The organism is Nocardioides endophyticus (assembly GCF_039543845.1).
Taxonomy (GTDB): domain Bacteria; phylum Actinomycetota; class Actinomycetes; order Propionibacteriales; family Nocardioidaceae; genus Nocardioides; species Nocardioides endophyticus.
Window position 1 is genome coordinate 120,740 of sequence record NZ_BAABKN010000032.1, and the last position, 14,877, is coordinate 135,616.

General features: G+C 71.1%; 16 protein-coding genes. 10 read left to right on the forward strand and 6 right to left on the reverse strand.

Going from position 1 to position 14,877, the window contains the following annotated elements:
- Positions 1–84 precede the first annotated feature (84 nt).
- The 6 genes from ABEA33_RS23855 to ABEA33_RS23880 are packed head-to-tail and all read left to right on the forward strand — an operon-like array spanning position 85 to position 5,257.
- Complete coding sequence (locus ABEA33_RS23855) at positions 85–384, forward strand: hypothetical protein (RefSeq protein ID WP_345529592.1); 300 nt, start codon at positions 85–87, stop codon at positions 382–384.
- Positions 381–2,894 (forward strand): DUF6571 family protein, encoded by a 2,514-nt coding sequence (locus tag ABEA33_RS23860; RefSeq protein ID WP_345529593.1) that lies wholly within the window; start codon positions 381–383, stop codon positions 2,892–2,894. Before ABEA33_RS23855 ends, ABEA33_RS23860 begins: the two co-directional genes overlap by 4 nt.
- A complete protein-coding gene (locus ABEA33_RS23865; protein WP_345529594.1) occupies positions 2,891–3,802 on the forward strand; it encodes a hypothetical protein in 912 nt (303 codons plus the stop codon). Before ABEA33_RS23860 ends, ABEA33_RS23865 begins: the two co-directional genes overlap by 4 nt.
- A 41-nt stretch (positions 3,803–3,843) precedes the next feature.
- Positions 3,844–4,107, forward strand: a complete 264-nt coding sequence (purS, locus tag ABEA33_RS23870; protein WP_345529595.1) for a phosphoribosylformylglycinamidine synthase subunit PurS — start codon at positions 3,844–3,846, stop codon at positions 4,105–4,107.
- Positions 4,104–4,784, forward strand: a complete 681-nt coding sequence (purQ, locus tag ABEA33_RS23875; RefSeq protein ID WP_345529597.1) for a phosphoribosylformylglycinamidine synthase subunit PurQ — start codon at positions 4,104–4,106, stop codon at positions 4,782–4,784. Before purS ends, purQ begins: the two co-directional genes overlap by 4 nt.
- 23 nt (positions 4,785–4,807) lie before the next feature.
- Positions 4,808–5,257, forward strand: a complete 450-nt coding sequence (locus ABEA33_RS23880) for a DUF3817 domain-containing protein (RefSeq protein WP_345529598.1) — start codon at positions 4,808–4,810, stop codon at positions 5,255–5,257.
- Positions 5,258–5,335: 78 nt separating this feature from the next.
- Here ABEA33_RS23880 and ABEA33_RS23885 read toward each other — a convergent pair whose 3' ends face one another.
- Positions 5,336–6,769: a glycoside hydrolase domain-containing protein gene (locus tag ABEA33_RS23885; RefSeq protein ID WP_345529599.1), complete on the reverse strand. Its 1,434-nt coding sequence runs from the start codon at positions 6,767–6,769 to the stop codon at positions 5,336–5,338.
- A 205-nt stretch (positions 6,770–6,974) separates the two neighbouring features.
- Here ABEA33_RS23885 and ABEA33_RS23890 point away from each other — a divergent pair, with 205 nt between their 5' ends.
- Positions 6,975–7,136: a hypothetical protein gene (locus ABEA33_RS23890; protein WP_345529600.1), complete on the forward strand. Its 162-nt coding sequence runs from the start codon at positions 6,975–6,977 to the stop codon at positions 7,134–7,136.
- Positions 7,137–7,173: 37 nt separating this feature from the next.
- Here the strand turns inward: ABEA33_RS23890 and ABEA33_RS23895 are convergent, their stop codons facing one another.
- A complete protein-coding gene (locus ABEA33_RS23895; protein ID WP_345529601.1) occupies positions 7,174–8,631 on the reverse strand; it encodes an MFS transporter in 1,458 nt (485 codons plus the stop codon).
- Between the two features lie 123 nt (positions 8,632–8,754).
- Here ABEA33_RS23895 and ABEA33_RS23900 point away from each other — a divergent pair, with 123 nt between their 5' ends.
- From ABEA33_RS23900 to ABEA33_RS23910, 3 genes are all read left to right on the forward strand, one after another.
- Positions 8,755–9,303, forward strand: coding sequence for a TetR/AcrR family transcriptional regulator (locus ABEA33_RS23900; protein WP_345529602.1), 549 nt, complete (start codon positions 8,755–8,757; stop codon positions 9,301–9,303).
- Positions 9,304–9,333: 30 nt separating this feature from the next.
- Positions 9,334–11,595 (forward strand): phosphoribosylformylglycinamidine synthase subunit PurL, encoded by a 2,262-nt coding sequence (gene purL / locus ABEA33_RS23905; protein WP_345529603.1) that lies wholly within the window; start codon positions 9,334–9,336, stop codon positions 11,593–11,595.
- Positions 11,596–11,730: 135 nt separating this feature from the next.
- Positions 11,731–12,489 carry an alpha/beta hydrolase family protein gene (locus tag ABEA33_RS23910; protein ID WP_345529604.1) on the forward strand — a complete coding sequence of 253 codons (759 nt, stop codon included), beginning with the start codon at positions 11,731–11,733 and terminating at the stop codon, positions 12,487–12,489.
- A 3-nt stretch (positions 12,490–12,492) separates the two neighbouring features.
- On the opposite strand, the gene ABEA33_RS23915 is transcribed toward ABEA33_RS23910, so the two are convergent.
- From ABEA33_RS23915 to ABEA33_RS23930, 4 genes are all read right to left on the reverse strand, one after another.
- On the reverse strand, positions 12,493–12,876 hold the full coding sequence (locus tag ABEA33_RS23915; protein ID WP_345529605.1) for a DUF6069 family protein: 384 nt from the start codon (positions 12,874–12,876) through the stop codon (positions 12,493–12,495).
- A 79-nt stretch (positions 12,877–12,955) separates the two neighbouring features.
- Positions 12,956–13,672 carry a hypothetical protein gene (locus tag ABEA33_RS23920; RefSeq protein WP_345529606.1) on the reverse strand — a complete coding sequence of 239 codons (717 nt, stop codon included), beginning with the start codon at positions 13,670–13,672 and terminating at the stop codon, positions 12,956–12,958.
- Complete coding sequence (locus ABEA33_RS23925; protein WP_345529607.1) at positions 13,669–14,283, reverse strand: hypothetical protein; 615 nt, start codon at positions 14,281–14,283, stop codon at positions 13,669–13,671. The genes ABEA33_RS23920 and ABEA33_RS23925 overlap by 4 nt, the downstream gene beginning before the upstream one ends.
- 16 nt (positions 14,284–14,299) lie before the next feature.
- Positions 14,300–14,863, reverse strand: coding sequence for a helix-turn-helix domain-containing protein (locus tag ABEA33_RS23930; RefSeq protein ID WP_345529608.1), 564 nt, complete (start codon positions 14,861–14,863; stop codon positions 14,300–14,302).
- Positions 14,864–14,877: the final 14 nt, after the last annotated feature.

Sequence of the window (14,877 nt, forward strand, 5' to 3'; positions counted from 1 at the left end):
CTCCAGTGTGCCGAACGGGCGCGTTTCCTGCCCGCCGGACCCGGGTATGTGCGGAGCGGAGTACGACGACGCGACGGGGGTCAGATGTCACTCGAGATGCTCAAGGCCGATGTGGATGCTGCCGCGCAGCAGATCCAGGCCGCTGCGGACGGAGCTGCCGCGACCAAGCCGGGAAGCCACCTCGCCGGTGTCGGTACGGCGCTGCCGGGCAGCACCAGTGCCGGAGCCGTGCAGGCGCTGGTCGAGAGCTGGGACACCGCGGTGGCGGAGTGGCACCGCGACGCAAGCGGTCTCGCCGAGCGGATGTCGGCCGCGGCCGACCACCTCCAGGCGACCGACGAGGTCGTGTCGAGAGGGTTCGGTCGCCCGATGATGGCGCAGTGACCACGATCGACCAGCTGCTGAGCTGGAACCCTGATGCTCTCGGGACCAGCGCAGAGGGGCTGAACTCCGACCGCAAGTCCCTCGTCGACCTCCAGGACGAGATGGACGGCGGCGGTCCGCCGGGCAGCTGGCAGGGCGAGGCCGCCACCGCTGCCGGGGAGTCGCACGGTCGCCTGTACGACCGGCTCGCCGACCTGGTGGCAGCGGTGTCGCCGGTGGTCGGTGCCCTCGACACCGCGCAGGCGGAGATCTCCGCGGCCAAGGAGTCCGTGCTCTCGGCGAGGAGCACGATCGCCGGTGAGGGTTGGGTCCTCGAGGAGAGCGGCGGCAGTGTCCGGGTCTCCGCGCCGGCGTCGACGAGCACCGAGACCAACTTCCTGGGAGCGATCGACGAGAAGCTCGATGAAGCCCGGATGACGATGCTCGCCCAGCAGATCGCCGACGCACTCCAGCGCGCAGCCGACGCCGACGCGCAGCTGGCGTCGGTGCTCAACGGCGCCCGGACCGGGAAGTTCGACGCGGCCAGCGGCACGCTGGCGACCGCGGCTCTGCCGCCCGAGCTGCGTGGGCTCTCCGACCAGGAGATCGCCGACTACCTCGTCGAGCACCCCGACCGCGACTTCGATCTCGAGTCGCTCTCCACGGAGCAACAGCAGCTGCTCGGCCAGACGATCGCCGACAAGTACGCGTCCTACTCCGACGACCAGTCGTGGCAGCCGTGGATGTACGAGGGCGAGGAGCCGCCGAGCGCCGAGGACATCGAAGGGCTCAACAGCCTGCTCGCGGCGTACGGCGACGACAGCACCGTCGCGACGTCCCTGCTCAACGACCTCGGCCCCGAGGGGTTGCTCCACGTCCAGCAGACGATGCTCGCGGCGGCGCCGACGCTGGACGACAAGGTCGGTGTGGTCGGCGAGTCCCAGCAGCTCTGGGGTCAGACGCTCGCGGCCGGGACGTCCGGCCTCGACGACGGTCACTCCGGCCCGGCCGAGCACGTGTCCCAGGCCTGGCTCGACGGCCTCGTCGACGCGGCCGGCAAGGGCTCCATGCCGGTCGACCGCTTCGAGATCGACGACACCTACAGCATCTCGATGAACGGCTACTCCCCGTCCGGCTACCAACTGCTCGGACCGCTGCTGCGCGACGACGGGCACTCCTCGCACTTCCTCAACACCATCGGCGACTCGATGGAGAGCTACGAGAAGGCGTTCGTCGCCGAGAACGGCACCTCGCCGTGGCACGGACCGATGATCGACGTCCGGGCCCTGGACCTCACCGACGGCGCACCCGACGACTACCTGGACCTCCGCGACTACGACCACGCGACCGGCTACGACCCCATGGGCGGCCTGATGGAGGGCCTGTCGCATGACCCGGACGCCGCGCGCGACTTCCTCGCCGGCGGCGACGGTGACCGCGTCGACTACTACATGAACGAGCGCGAGTGGCCGCACGGCGAGCACACGCCGTACCCGGACCTGCCCTCGGAGCAGCGGCACTTCGGCGATGCTCTCGTCAGCGCGACGACGGTCGACCCGGACGCGCGCTCGCCGCACCTCGCCGAGCAGGCGGTGGACAGCGCGGCCAGCGCCGGTGGCGACCTGGCGCCCGAGCTCAAGCAGCCGCTGGGCACGATGCTCGGCGGCTACATGCCCGACGTGTACTCGAGCCTGGGTGGGACCGACCCGGTCAGCTCCGGCGACGCCGACCCGTGGCTGCCCGGTGAGCAGTCGGCCGACCTGCAGGCGAGGTTCGACGAGCACCAGCTCCGGCAGGTGCTGTCGACGCTCGGCACCGACGACGGCGCGTCGTCGACGATCAGCGGGGCGGCGACCCAGTACGCGCAGTACGGCTACGACCACTACTTCGGTGGTGAGAGCGACGGCAGCGGGACGGCCGACCAGACGGACTTCGACAAGTGGGAGTCTCGTCTCGAGGGCGCCAAGGCCAACGTCAACAGCCCGTACGCCGAGGTCATCTCGGCGCTCGGCGAGGGCGCGACCGACCAGATGGTCGCGGACGGCCTGGCGGCCGATGCGTCCGCGAGCGCGCAGGGTGACGGCGCCTACGAGGTCGGCGGCTGGATCGCGGAGCAGGTGGTCGACAAGGGTGTCGGCGCCATCCCGTTCGTCGGGGACATCGGGGCCGACGCGATCAACACCGGCGTGACCGGGCCGCTCACCGACCACCTCACCGGGCTCAACGACGTCGACACCACCAATGAGGTGCGCCAGCACGTCGGCGACCTGATCGCCGACAACCACGGCACCGCTGCGGCGATGGCGCAGGAGTCGATCTACAGCCACCTCCCGGTCGGCGAGCTGCCGGACGCCCTCGTCCAGGACGGCGACCGGGTCCCGATGTCGGAGTGGGACGCCGAGCAGCGGGACGCCTGGACCAACTACCAGTCCGAGACCGGCTACGGCGGCCTCTACTCCCAGCTCGCCGACGACCTCGAGGACGAGCTGGTCGGCAGCACCTCCCAGACCGAGCAGGAGTCCGGCGAGTGACCCGACGCCGGCGGCGTCTGCGTCAGCGGGTCGTCGTCGCCGTTCTCCTGGCGGGCGCCCTGCTCGGCTGCAGCGACGACAGCGACACCCCGAAGGCACTCGCGGACGCGGCCGACAGCGACGCGACCGCGCTGGTCGCCGACGGGACGGTCGACGGCGACGAGATCGACGGCGTACCCCGGGACCGGGTGGACCGCCTGGAGCTGCTGCTGACCGGCGTGCCGTGGTCCGGAGCCGACTCTGTGTACGTCGCCGAGGGGCTGCAGGAGGCCGCTGCCGACGACCCGACGCTGCTCGCCGACCTGGTCGAGGCGGCTGGCCGGGCCGACGACGACATCCATCCCGAGCTGCGGGACACGGTCGCGCAGCTCCTCGTGGACGACTTCCACGCGGTGATCGCCGCCTATGGAGCACCGGTCCCCACCGGGCCGAGCCTCGACCCCGATGCGCTGAGTGCGGTGCTGGCGCAGGTCGGCCGGTCGGACGACGTCTACGCCGACTTCGAGCAGGCCGCGATCGACGCCGTCCAGGAGGGCCTCGACGCCGACCTCGCGGGCGTGACGGAGGCCGGCTGGGACGACGCCATGGCGCAGGCTGAGACCGACTGGACGACCCCCATCGGGACCGCGCTCGGCACCGTCCTCGGAGCGCAGTGTGCCGCCGACGACACCGGCTGCGACGAGCGCATCGAGCAGACCCAGGAGTTCGTGGGCCGCTACCTCCGCGGTGCGGCGTACACCCGGATCCCGGTGAGCATGCTGCCGGCCAGTCTCCTGCAGGCGTCCGGCGAGCGGCTGCCCAAGATCAGCGAGAGCGACCCGGCGTACGACGACTGGCAGCGCATCGTCGACCAGTACCCGGCGCTCGACCTGGTCCCGGCGGTCGAGGCGGCTGCGACCGGCCTCTAGACTCAGCGGTGCACCCGAAGCCCTCGTGAAGGAGCGCCCCTGTGGCCCGTGTCGTCGTCGACGTCATGCCCAAGCCCGAGATCCTCGACCCCCAGGGCAAGGCCGTGCTCGGCGCGCTGCCGCGGCTGGGCTTCTCCGGCGTGACGGATGTCCGCCAGGGCAAGCGGTTCGAGCTCGAGATCGACGGCGAGGTCACCGACGCGGTGCTCGCCGAGGTCGAGAAGATGGCGGAGACGCTGCTCTCCAACCCCGTCATCGAGAACTACGCGGTCCGCGTCGAGGACGCCCCCGTGGTGGCGCAGTGAAGATCGGCGTCGTCACCTTCCCGGGCTCCCTGGACGAGGTCGATGCCCAGCGCGCCGTCACCATCGGCGGCCACACGGCCGTCCCGTTGTGGCACGGCGACCACGATCTCAAGGGCGTCGATGCCGTCGTCCTGCCGGGCGGCTTCTCGTACGGCGACTACCTGCGCTGCGGTGCGATCTCGCGCTTCTCCCCGGTGATGGCCGAGGTCATCGACGCCGCCGGCAAGGGGATGCCGGTCCTCGGCATCTGCAACGGCTTCCAGATCCTGTGCGAGTCCCACCTGCTGCCGGGCGCACTGATCCGCAACGACCACCGCAAGTTCGTCTGCCGCGACCAGCGCCTGCGCATCGAGAACGCCCGCACGCCCTGGACGTCGTCGTACGCCGAGGGCGCGGAGATCACCATCGTCCTCAAGAACGGCGAGGGCGGCTTCGTCGCCGACGTCGCGACGCTCGACCGGCTCGAGGGTGAGGGTCGGGTCGTGGCTCGCTACCTCGACGGCAACCCCAACGGCTCCCTGCGCGACATCGCCGGGATCAGCAACGAGCGCGGCAACGTGGTCGGCCTGATGCCGCACCCCGAGCACGCGGTCGAGGACCTCACCGGCGCCGGGACCGACGGTCTCGGCTTCTTCACCAGCCTGACCCCCTCGATCGTGGAGTCTGTCTTCTCGTGAACCGCTCTCCGTCACCTTCAATCGTGTCCGACCCGCGGCGGCTGTTCCGCGCCGTCGCGGTCGCCGAGGGCATCACCTGGGCCCTGTTGCTGTCCGGCATGTTCCTCAAGTACGTCACCGAGACCACCGAGCTCGGGGTGCGGGTCTTCGGCATGGTGCACGGTGTCGTGTTCGTCGCCTACTGCCTCACGACGGTCGTGGTCGCGGTCGACCAGCGCTGGTCCCTCGGCCGGACGCTGATCGGCCTGGCCGCCGCGGTCCCGCCGTTCTTCACGGTGATCTTCGACTGGTACGCCGAGAAGAAGGGCGCGCTCGCCGACGCCTGGCGGCTGACCTCGTCGGAGCCGACCGGTCGCCTCGACCGGCCCGTTGCCTGGCTGCTGCGCAACCCGGTCCGCGGCACGGTCGCCGGCCTGGTGGCCGTCGCGGCCCTCACTGGCGTCGCGCTGCTGGTCGGGCCGCCCGCCAGCTGACCGCCGGAGGTCATACGGTCAGTGTGTCCGCTTGCTCCGTCGGTATGACGTCCGGGGGCCGCGGCCGGCGTAGGACGCTCAGCGCTTGACCTTGCCGGCCTGGAGCGCCTTCCAGGTCTTGGCGGCGGCGACGCCGGAGACCTCGACACCGACCCGCTTCTGCCAGGCGCGCAGCGCCTTGTCGGTCTTCGCGTTGAAGACCCCGGTCGCGCGGACCGCCTTCGCGGTGGCGTCCGTGCCGGCGACCGAGAGCGCCCGCTGCAGACGGCGTACGGCCGGCCCCGTGGAGCCGAACTTCACGACCGGCGTGTCGCCGGCGCTCAGCAGGGACACCCAGTTGCGACGCGACCAGGCAGACTGCACGCGCATCCGGTGGTTGCTCTGCCAGGCGTTGACCGCCGCGAGGACCCGTGGGCCGAACTTGCCGTGGATGCGGCCGGCGTACAGGCCCTGCTCCTGGAGCAGGCACTGCAGGGCCTTGACCTGGTTCGCCGGCGGCACCGACGTCGCGGTCGGGGGACGGAGCGCGCTGAAGCCGTACGACGGGACGGCGATGCCGCCGCAGTACACCTCGCGCGGCGCCACCGAGCCCTGGCCGAGGTCGAGGTAGTTGCGGTCGATGTTGATGGTGACGCCGCCCCACGTCTCGTTGTGGCCGCCCTGGTACTGCTTGATCCGCGCGTGCGGCTTCCAGCCGCTGTTGCGGATGTACGGCGTGGTGGTGCTGGCGATGCCGTCCCAGCGGGCGATCCAGATCTGGTCCGGGAGGACGAACGCCGTCGGGCGGGTGACTCGGGCGTCGTCGAGGGCCTTGATGCCCGAGCCGGCGCTGGAGTAGACCCCGGAGACGTAGCCGAGGGCGTGGAGCTGCTGGGTCCAGCCGCTGAGGAACGACAGCGCCGACTCGCGGCAGTTGGTGTTGTTGTGGTCGAAGCCCTCGAGGTCGTACCAGAGCGTGCTGCCCGGCGCGATGCCCAGGGCGGTGGCCGCGGCGACCGACTGGCTGGCCTGGGCGATGCCCTGCTGCAGCGCGGTCGAGAAGGTGCCGTTGGCGTTTGCCTTGGGGCTGATCTTGAAGTCGTCGTCGTAGCGCGGGAACCGCGGCTGGCACGACGCCTGCGGCCCGAGGGTGATCGGCAGCAGCCGCCAGCCGTTGGCGAGCTGGGTGCTGACCCAGGTCGCGTCCAGGTAGGTCTGGTTGCGGCAGGCGCGGGAGTTGCCGTCGATGTAGATGCCGACCGCGAGGAAGGGCGAGCTCGCCAACCAGCGGTCCATCTTGGCCTGACTCGGTGCCTGGCACTGGTCGAAGCCGTATCCCGTGAAGTCCCCGGGCGTGACGACGTTGACCAACTTGGCCTTCTTCACCTTCTGGGACGTCGGTGCGGGCACGGGGGTCGCCGCATCAGTGGCCTGCTCGGCACTGCTCACCACCGTGAGGCCGGTGATCGCGAGCGCGCCCAGCAGGATGCCGCTGGCGGCGCGTCGGGCAAGGGGAAGGACCGGGCGAGGCATGTGGTGCTCCAGAGAAAGTCGTCACTGCCTCGCGGCCGAGGCCACGTCACCATAACCTCACTGATCACACCAGTCACAGCCTTCGCGGCTAACTACCAGCCTGTAATTCGATCGCCGGCTTCCGCAAGGTTTGCTCAATCCGCTTGTCGCGACGCGTCGTTCGGGAGCACCGTGGTCGGCACGCGAGCGATCGGGGGGATCGATCATGGATGACAGCTGGAGCACGCTCCCGTGCCTGGGCCATGGGCCGCACTTCCACCTGGACCCGGTTGAGGGGGGTGCGCCGGTCATCAGCACCGATGGCCGTTGGTGGTGGGACGGGCGCACCTGGACGCCGGTGACGGGCGAACAGCCGGCCCTCGCCTGAGCGAGGGCCGGCTGCGTCGTTGGCGTCGTACGCCGGGTCAGGCTGCCTCGACGTACGCCGGCTCCGGCGTCGCGACCGGCCGAGCCGGGCGCAGCACCACGGCCGACACGACCAGCGCCATCGCGCAGAACGCCGCGGAGGTCAGGAACGCCGCCTGCAGGCCGGGGACGAACTCGCCGGGCGTCGCACCGGCGGCGTACACCGACACGATGACGGCGATGCCGACGGCGGCACCGAGCTGTTGCGTGGTCTGCAGCAGGCCGGACGCCGATCCGGCGTGCTCTGGCTCGACGCCGCTCAGCACCGTCACGGAGATGGGCATGAAGACCAGGCCGGTGGCGAGACCCGCGATCAGCATCGGGCCGAAGATCGAGCCCCAGTAGGTGCCGTCAGTGCCGGCGGCGCTGAGCCAGGCGTAGCCGATCGTCATGGCCGCCGTGCCGCTCATCAGCATGGCGCGCGGACCGATCCGCCCGATGAGCCACGGGGTGAGTCGGGACATCCCGAAGATGCCGAGGCTGAACGGGAGGAACGCGAAGCCGGACGCGAGCGGACCGAAGCCCAGCACCCGCTGCGCGTACTGCACGACGAGGAAGAACATCGAGAGGTTCGCGCCGATCACCAGCGCCATCACGGCCAGCGCGCCGACGCGACGCTTGTTGCGGACCAGGTGCGGCTGGATCATCGGGTGCGGGTGCCGCGTCTCGGTACGAGCCAGCAGGAGCAGGAACGCGACGCCGAGGACGATGCCGCCGATGGTGCGGACAGAGGTCCAGCCGTGGTCGGGGGCGCCGATCAGGGCCCAGACGATCGACACGGCACCGATGGTGGCGCTGGCGGCGCCGACCAGGTCGAAGCGTCCGGGACGCCGTGCTGTCTCCGTGACGAAGCGTCGGGCGAGGAGCAGCACGGCGATGCCGAGCGGCACGTTGATGAAGAGCGTCCAGCGCCACGACCCGACATCGGTGAGCAGGCCACCGAGGATCAGGCCGATCGAGGCGCCGCCGGACGAGACCGCGCCGAAGAGCGCGAGTGCCCGGTTGCGGGCGGCCTCGTCGGGGGCGCTGGTGGTGAGCAGGGCCAGCACGCTCGGCGCGGCCAGCGCCGCTCCGACGCCCTGCAGGGTGCGGGCCGCGACCAGCTGACCCGGTGTCTGGGCGAGTCCGCCGAGTGCGGAGCCGACCGTGAAGACGGCCAGGCCGATCTCGAAGACCCGCAGTCGGCCGAAGACGTCGCCGAGCCGGCCGCCGAGCAGCAGCAGACCGCCGAAGGCGAGCGTGTAGGCGTTGAGGACCCACGACAACGACGCGGGCCCGAAGTCGAGGTCGGCGTCGATGCGGGGAAGGGCGACGTTCACGACCGTAGCGTCGAGCACGATCATCAGCTGGGCGATGAGGACGATCGCGATGCCGGCTGCCGCGCGGCCCGCGTTGGGCGGGAGCTCGGTCGGCGGACCCGCGTGGGTGACGGGGTTGTTGAGGATGTCTGAGGACATGTGAGGTGGAAGTCCTGTTCTGGCCCGGAGGGCCGAGGTACTCTTGATCCGGAGGATGGCTCCGCTTCCTCCGCTACGATACGGAGACTGTCTCCGTTTAGCAACCCGTTGAGGTGAATTTCCGTGCGTGCCGATGCCAAGCGCAACTACGACCGGATCGTCGAGGTCGCGCGCGAGGTGTTCCGTGACCAGGGGTACGACGCCTCGCTCGACGAGATCGCCAAGCGGGCCGAGGTCGGTCCCGGCACCCTCTACCGGCACTTCCCGAAGCGGGAGAACCTGCTCGACGCGGTCATGCAGTCCTGGGTCGACCGGGTGCACGAGACCACCGACAAGGCGCTCACCCACGAGGGTTCGGACCGCGAGCTGCTGCTCAACTGGTTCGAGGAGTACGTCGCTCTGATCAGCCAGCACAAGGGTGGCCCGGCGAAGATCACCTCCGCCATGGGCAACCCGGACTCCCCGATCATGACGAAGTGCCAGGTGCTGTCCGAGGCCAACGGCCGCGTCATCGAGCGCCTGGGCGAGCACAACGCGCTGCGCGACGACGTCGACGTGATCCAGGTCTGCCGCCTCGTGGGCGGGGTGGCGACGGTCGCCGACCAGGCTGGGCTCGACGCCGACGCCGTACGACCGATGCTCGAGGTCCTCGCCGACGGGCTGATGCGCTGACCGACTCGCCTCGCCGGTAGATTGACGCCCGTGCCAGAGACTCGCATCGCCCATCTCGACACCGTCGCCGTCGCCACCGAGGACCCCCAGCGCGAGCAGCCCTGGTCCGACCTCGGGCTGAAGCCCGACGAGTACGCCGAGATCCGCGAGATCCTCGGTCGCCGGCCGACCAGCTCCGAGCTCGCGATGTACTCCGTGATGTGGAGCGAGCACTGCTCCTACAAGAGCTCCAAGGTGCATCTCAAGCAGTTCAGCGACATCCCGCAGACCACCCCGGTGGGCAACATGTTGGCCGGCATCGGCGAGAACGCGGGCGTCCTCGACATCGGCCAGGGCTACGCCGTCACGTTCAAGGTCGAGTCGCACAACCACCCGTCGTACGTCGAGCCCTACCAGGGTGCCGCGACCGGCGTCGGCGGCATCGTGCGCGACATCCTCGCGATGGGCGCCCGCCCGGTCGCGGTGATGGACCCGCTGCGCTTCGGCCCGCTCGACGCCGACGACACCCACCGGGTGCTGCCCGGGATCGTCGCGGGCGTCGGCGGCTACGGCAACATGCTCGGCCTGCCCAACATCGGTGGCGAGGCCGTCTTCGACGCGTCGTACGCCGGCAACCCGCTCGTCAACGCGCTCTGCGTCGGCGTCCTGCGCCACGAGGACCTGCACCTGGCCAAGGCGTCCGGCGCGGGCAACCAGGTGATCCTGTACGGCGCCCGCACCGGCGGCGACGGCATCGGCGGCGTCTCGGTGCTGGCGTCCGAGACCTTCGACGCCGACGGGCCGGCCAAGCGGCCGAGCGTGCAGGTCGGCGACCCCTTCATGGAGAAGCTGCTCATCGAGTGCACCCTCGAGATCTTCGCGGCCGGCCTGGTGGCGGGCATCCAGGACCTCGGCGGCGCCGGCCTCTCCTGCGCGACCTCCGAGCTCGCGTCCGCCGGCGACGGCGGCATGCACGTCGAGCTCGACCGGGTCCCGCTGCGCGACTCCACGCTCGCGCCCGAAGAGATCCTGATGAGCGAGTCGCAGGAGCGGATGATGGCGGTCGTCGAGCCCGACGACGTCGCCGGCTTCATGGCGATCTGTGCGAAGTGGGACGTCGAAGCCGTCGTCATCGGCGAGGTCACCGACACCGGCCGGTTGCAGATCGACTGGCACGGCGAGCGCGTCGTCGACGTCCCCCCGCGCTCGGTCGCCCATGACGGCCCGACGTACCACCGGCCGCTCGCGCGCCCGGACTGGCAGGACGACCTCCAGGCCGACGCGGCCGAGGCGCTCGCCCGTCCGTCGACCGGCGCCGAGCTGCGGTCCACCCTGTTGCAGCTCGTCGCGTCGCCGAACCTCTGCGACAAGTCCTGGATCACCGACCAGTACGACCGCTACGTGCGCGGCAACACCGTGCTCTCCCAGCCCAGCGACAGCGGGATGATCCGCGTCGACGCCGAGACCAACCTCGGGGTCGCGATCTCGACGGACTGCAACGGTCGCTTCGCCAAGCTGGACCCGTACGCCGGAGCGCAGCTCGCCCTGGTTGAGAGCTATCGCAACGTCGCGACCGGGGGCGCCGTACCTCTCGCCATCTCCGACTGCCTCAACTTCGGCTCGCCCGAGGATCCGGCGGTGATGTGGCAGTTCGCCGAGGCCTGCCGCGGCCTGAAGGACGCCTGCCTCGAGCTCGGCATCCCGGTCACGGGTGGCAACGTCAGCCTCTACAACCAGACCGGCGAGACGCCGATCCTGCCGACGCCGGTCGTCGCGGTGTTGGGCGTGGTGGACGACGTCACCCGTCGTACGCCGTCGGCCTGGGCGGCCGGGGGAGAGCGGGTCTTCCTGCTCGGCGAGACCCGCGAGGAGCTGTCCGGCTCCGAGTGGGCGCACGTGGTCCACGGCCACCTCGGCGGGCTGCCGCCGACGGTCGACCTGTCGGCGGAGCGTTCGCTGGCGGAGCTGCTGCACGCCGGCGTCGGCCTGCTGACCTCCGCCCACGACCTCTCCGACGGCGGCCTGGCCCAGGCGCTCGCCGAGGCCTCCTTGCGGCACGGCATCGGCGTCACGGTCTCCGTGTCGGACGACGCGTTCGTCGATCTCTTCAGTGAGTCCACCGCCCGGGTGCTGGTGACCGTGGCCGACGGCGACGCGGAGCGGCTCGTGGAGCTCGCCGCGGAGCACGGCGTCACGATCGCGCCCCTCGGCGTCACCGGCGGCGACGTGCTCGGTGTCGACGGGGTCTTCGAGATCCCGCTCGACGAGCTGCGGTCCGCCTGGACCGCGACGTTGCCGGCTGCGCTGGGCTGAGCGTGTGTCGGTTTCACCGGTGCACCGGTGAAACCGTCACTTCCCGGGCAACGCAACGCCTGAGAAGTGACGGGATTGCCTGAGGAGTGTGGCGGGTGGGGCAATCGAGCCGGGCCTTCGTGACGAACCACCCCCGTGCGACGCCGTACCCTCCTGATGCTGCCTGCGCTCGGCGGGCTTGCCGCCCTGACCGGCTGTGGTGACGAGGAGGTGCGCCCGGTGACGCGCACCATCGCGTACGGCGACGACCCCGAGCAGTACGGCGAGCTCACCCTCCCGGTCGGTGACCCGCGCGGCGTCGTGGTGCTGGTGCACGGTGGCTTCTGGAAGCCCGAGTACGGCGTCGAATACGCGACTCCGATGGTGCCGAGCCTGGTGGCGGCCGGGTGGGCGGTCTGGGCGATCGAGTACCGCCGCACCGGCGCGGCCGACACCCTGGCCGACGTCCGCGCCGCGATCGACGCCTGCCCGGTCGAGGCCGACGTCGTCGTCGGGGTCGGGCACTCCGCCGGCGGTCACCTGGTCACCTGGGCCGCCGGCCACGGGGGTCTCACTCACGTCGTGTCCCAGGCCGGCGTGCTCGACCTGACCGCGGCGTACGACGAGGGCCTGGGCGGTGGCGCGGTAGAGGCGTTCCTCGGCCACCCGCCCGGGCCTGCCGACGCCGATGTCGACCCGATCCGGCAGGTGCCGCTCGGTGTGCCCGTCTGGTGCGTCCACGGCACCAGCGATCAGTTCGTGCCGATCGAGCAGTCCCGGTCGTACGTCGCCGCCGCGCGCAAGGGGGGCGGGACCGTCGAGCTGGTCGAGGTCGAGGGCGACCACTTCGTGGTCATCGACCCCGACTCGGACGCCTGGGCCACGACGCTCGCCCACCTCGAGACGCTGACGTAGCGCTCAGTGCCGCGCCAGTCGCGGCACGATGATCGCGGCCGCGACGACATGGGTCAGCACCAGGCCGAGCTTGTCGGCGACGGTGTCGCCGAGGGCGAGCGACGGGACGCAGGAGAGAGCGGTCAGGACGACCGTGGTCCGCAGGTACGCCGTACGACCCAGGTGGCGGGCCAGGACGACGCCGATGACGCCGCCGAGCGCGACCATCTGGGTGAAGCCGAGCGCCGGGATCGGCTCGCCGCCGACCTCCAGTCCGACGCCGATCGCCTGGAGGACCAGGGCGACGAGCGTGGTGGACACGGCGCCGCCGACGACGGTGACCAGGCCGGAGCGCCAGGAGACGCGCGAGCTGACGGCGGCGGGGGCAGTTGCGGTGATGGTGGTCATGTCGTGCTCCTCGGTGTGGGGAGCGGCTCCGTGCCGCCCCGTCACCCTGTCCACGAACAGCCGATGCCGAGATCGACAGCTAGCGCGGCAGCATCGAGATCTTCTGCCAGATCTTGCGCGACATGCCGACGGTGAGTGACTCGATGGTGCTGACCGTGTCGAGCACGACGACGTCGCGCGACTCCTCGGCGCACAGCGCGGCGGTCTTGCCGACGAGGCTGAGCATCTCCGAGCAGTACTCGAAGTAGCGCTCCATCTCGTCGCGGCTCAGGTCGAGCGGCCGGCTGACAGCCGTCGGCTGGAACGACTCGCGCAGCATCTCTGGGTCCTTCGTGAGCTGGTGCATGTCGATCACGTGCGCCATCGACCGGAGCTGGTGCAGCAGTGCGAGCGTCCGCCCGCGACGGATCCGCTCGGGGAACGAGTAGAGGAAGTAGACCGCGACGCCGGCGTACACGAGATCGGCGATGACGGTCTCGATCAGGGGCAGCCAGTCGAGGGAGGTCCGCAGGCGTTCGTCGCTGACCGTTGCGTCGTGGATCCCGAGCGCCATCGCGACCAGGGTTGCCGCGAGGATCAGCCACATCAGTGCCCGTGACCAGATCCGGGCGATCCGCACCCGGGCCTGCGTGGTCTCGGAGACGGCGCCTACCTCGTCGACCAGGGAGAGCAGGTCGGCGCAGGCCTGCCGTAGTCCCCGCGTCGGGAACCTGGCCTGGATCCGGTCGTGCAGCAGCGCGACGGTACGGCGTACCGGCTCGACCTTGAGCTGCTCGGACGCCGCGCTCTCGGTCATGACGACCGACCGGCGCGCTCGGCCAGGCGTACGGCGGCGTGCAGCACCAGGTCGGTCATCTCCGGGTCGGTGACGGCCTCCTCGGGGGCACGGCCGAAGGTGAGCGCGGCGGGCTGGGTCAGCCAGGCCCAGGCGCGCCAGGGGTCCATCCTGGCGGCGAGCAGCGGCTCCAGCAGCGGCGCGATGTCGGGTCGGATCTCGCCCTCGGCGGTGAGCTGGAAGGCCGGCACGATGGCGCGGCCCTCGACCGTCACCACGACCAGGCGATGGGTCTGCTCGGCCTTGTGCACGGCGTAGCGGGTCGCGTCGACCGACGCCCCGCGCAGCTCCGCCAGCGTCTCGTACGTGAACCACGGCGTCTCGAGCAGCGCGGCCCTCAGCCTGGCCTGCCGGGCGATCAGGACCAGGCCGACCGGCACGGCGTGCTCGGGCTCGCTCCCCTCGCTGCGCAGCAACCGGTCGAGCTCGTCGATCCGATCGGGCTCGGTCCAGACGGCGCGGCCGTCGTCGTCGCGGGTGAAGGTCGGCAGACCGGCCTCGGCCAGGTGGTCCGCGAGCCCGAGCCCCTCGAGCCAGGTGGCAAGGCGATCGCCGTCCGCGCTCTCGGTCATGTGCGAACCCTATTCGTCAGGTGCGGACGTGCATCCGCTCGCCCTGCGGCCCGAAGAGCGCGAGCAGCTCGACCGGGTGCGGCCCCGGGTTGCCGAGCCAGTGCGGGGTCCGGGTGTCGAACTCGACCACCTCGCCCGCCTTGAGGACCAGGTCCTGGTCGCCGAGCACGAGGCGGAGCCGGCCCGACAGGATGTAGATCCACTCGTAGCCCTCGTGCGTGGCGAGCGTCGACGGGAGCTTCTCGTCCTTCGGGAAGATGACCTTGAACGCCTGGAGCCCGCCCGGTCGCCGGGTCAGCGGGATGTAGGTCCGGCCGTGCCGGACGATCGGCTTGGCGCGGACCCGAGGGTCACCCGTCTCCGGGGCGTCGACCAGCTCGTCGAGCGGGATCTGGTGCGCCCGCGCCAGGGGCAGCAGCAGCTCCAGCGCGGGCTTGCGCTGGCCGGACTCGAGCCGCGACAGCGTGCTGACCGAGATGCCGGTCGACTCGGCCAGCTCGGCCAGGGTCGCGCCGCGCTCGAGCCTGGCCGCGCGCAGTCGCGGGCCGACCGCCTCCAGGACGTCCTCGAAGTCGCTCACGGGTCTAGTTTGCC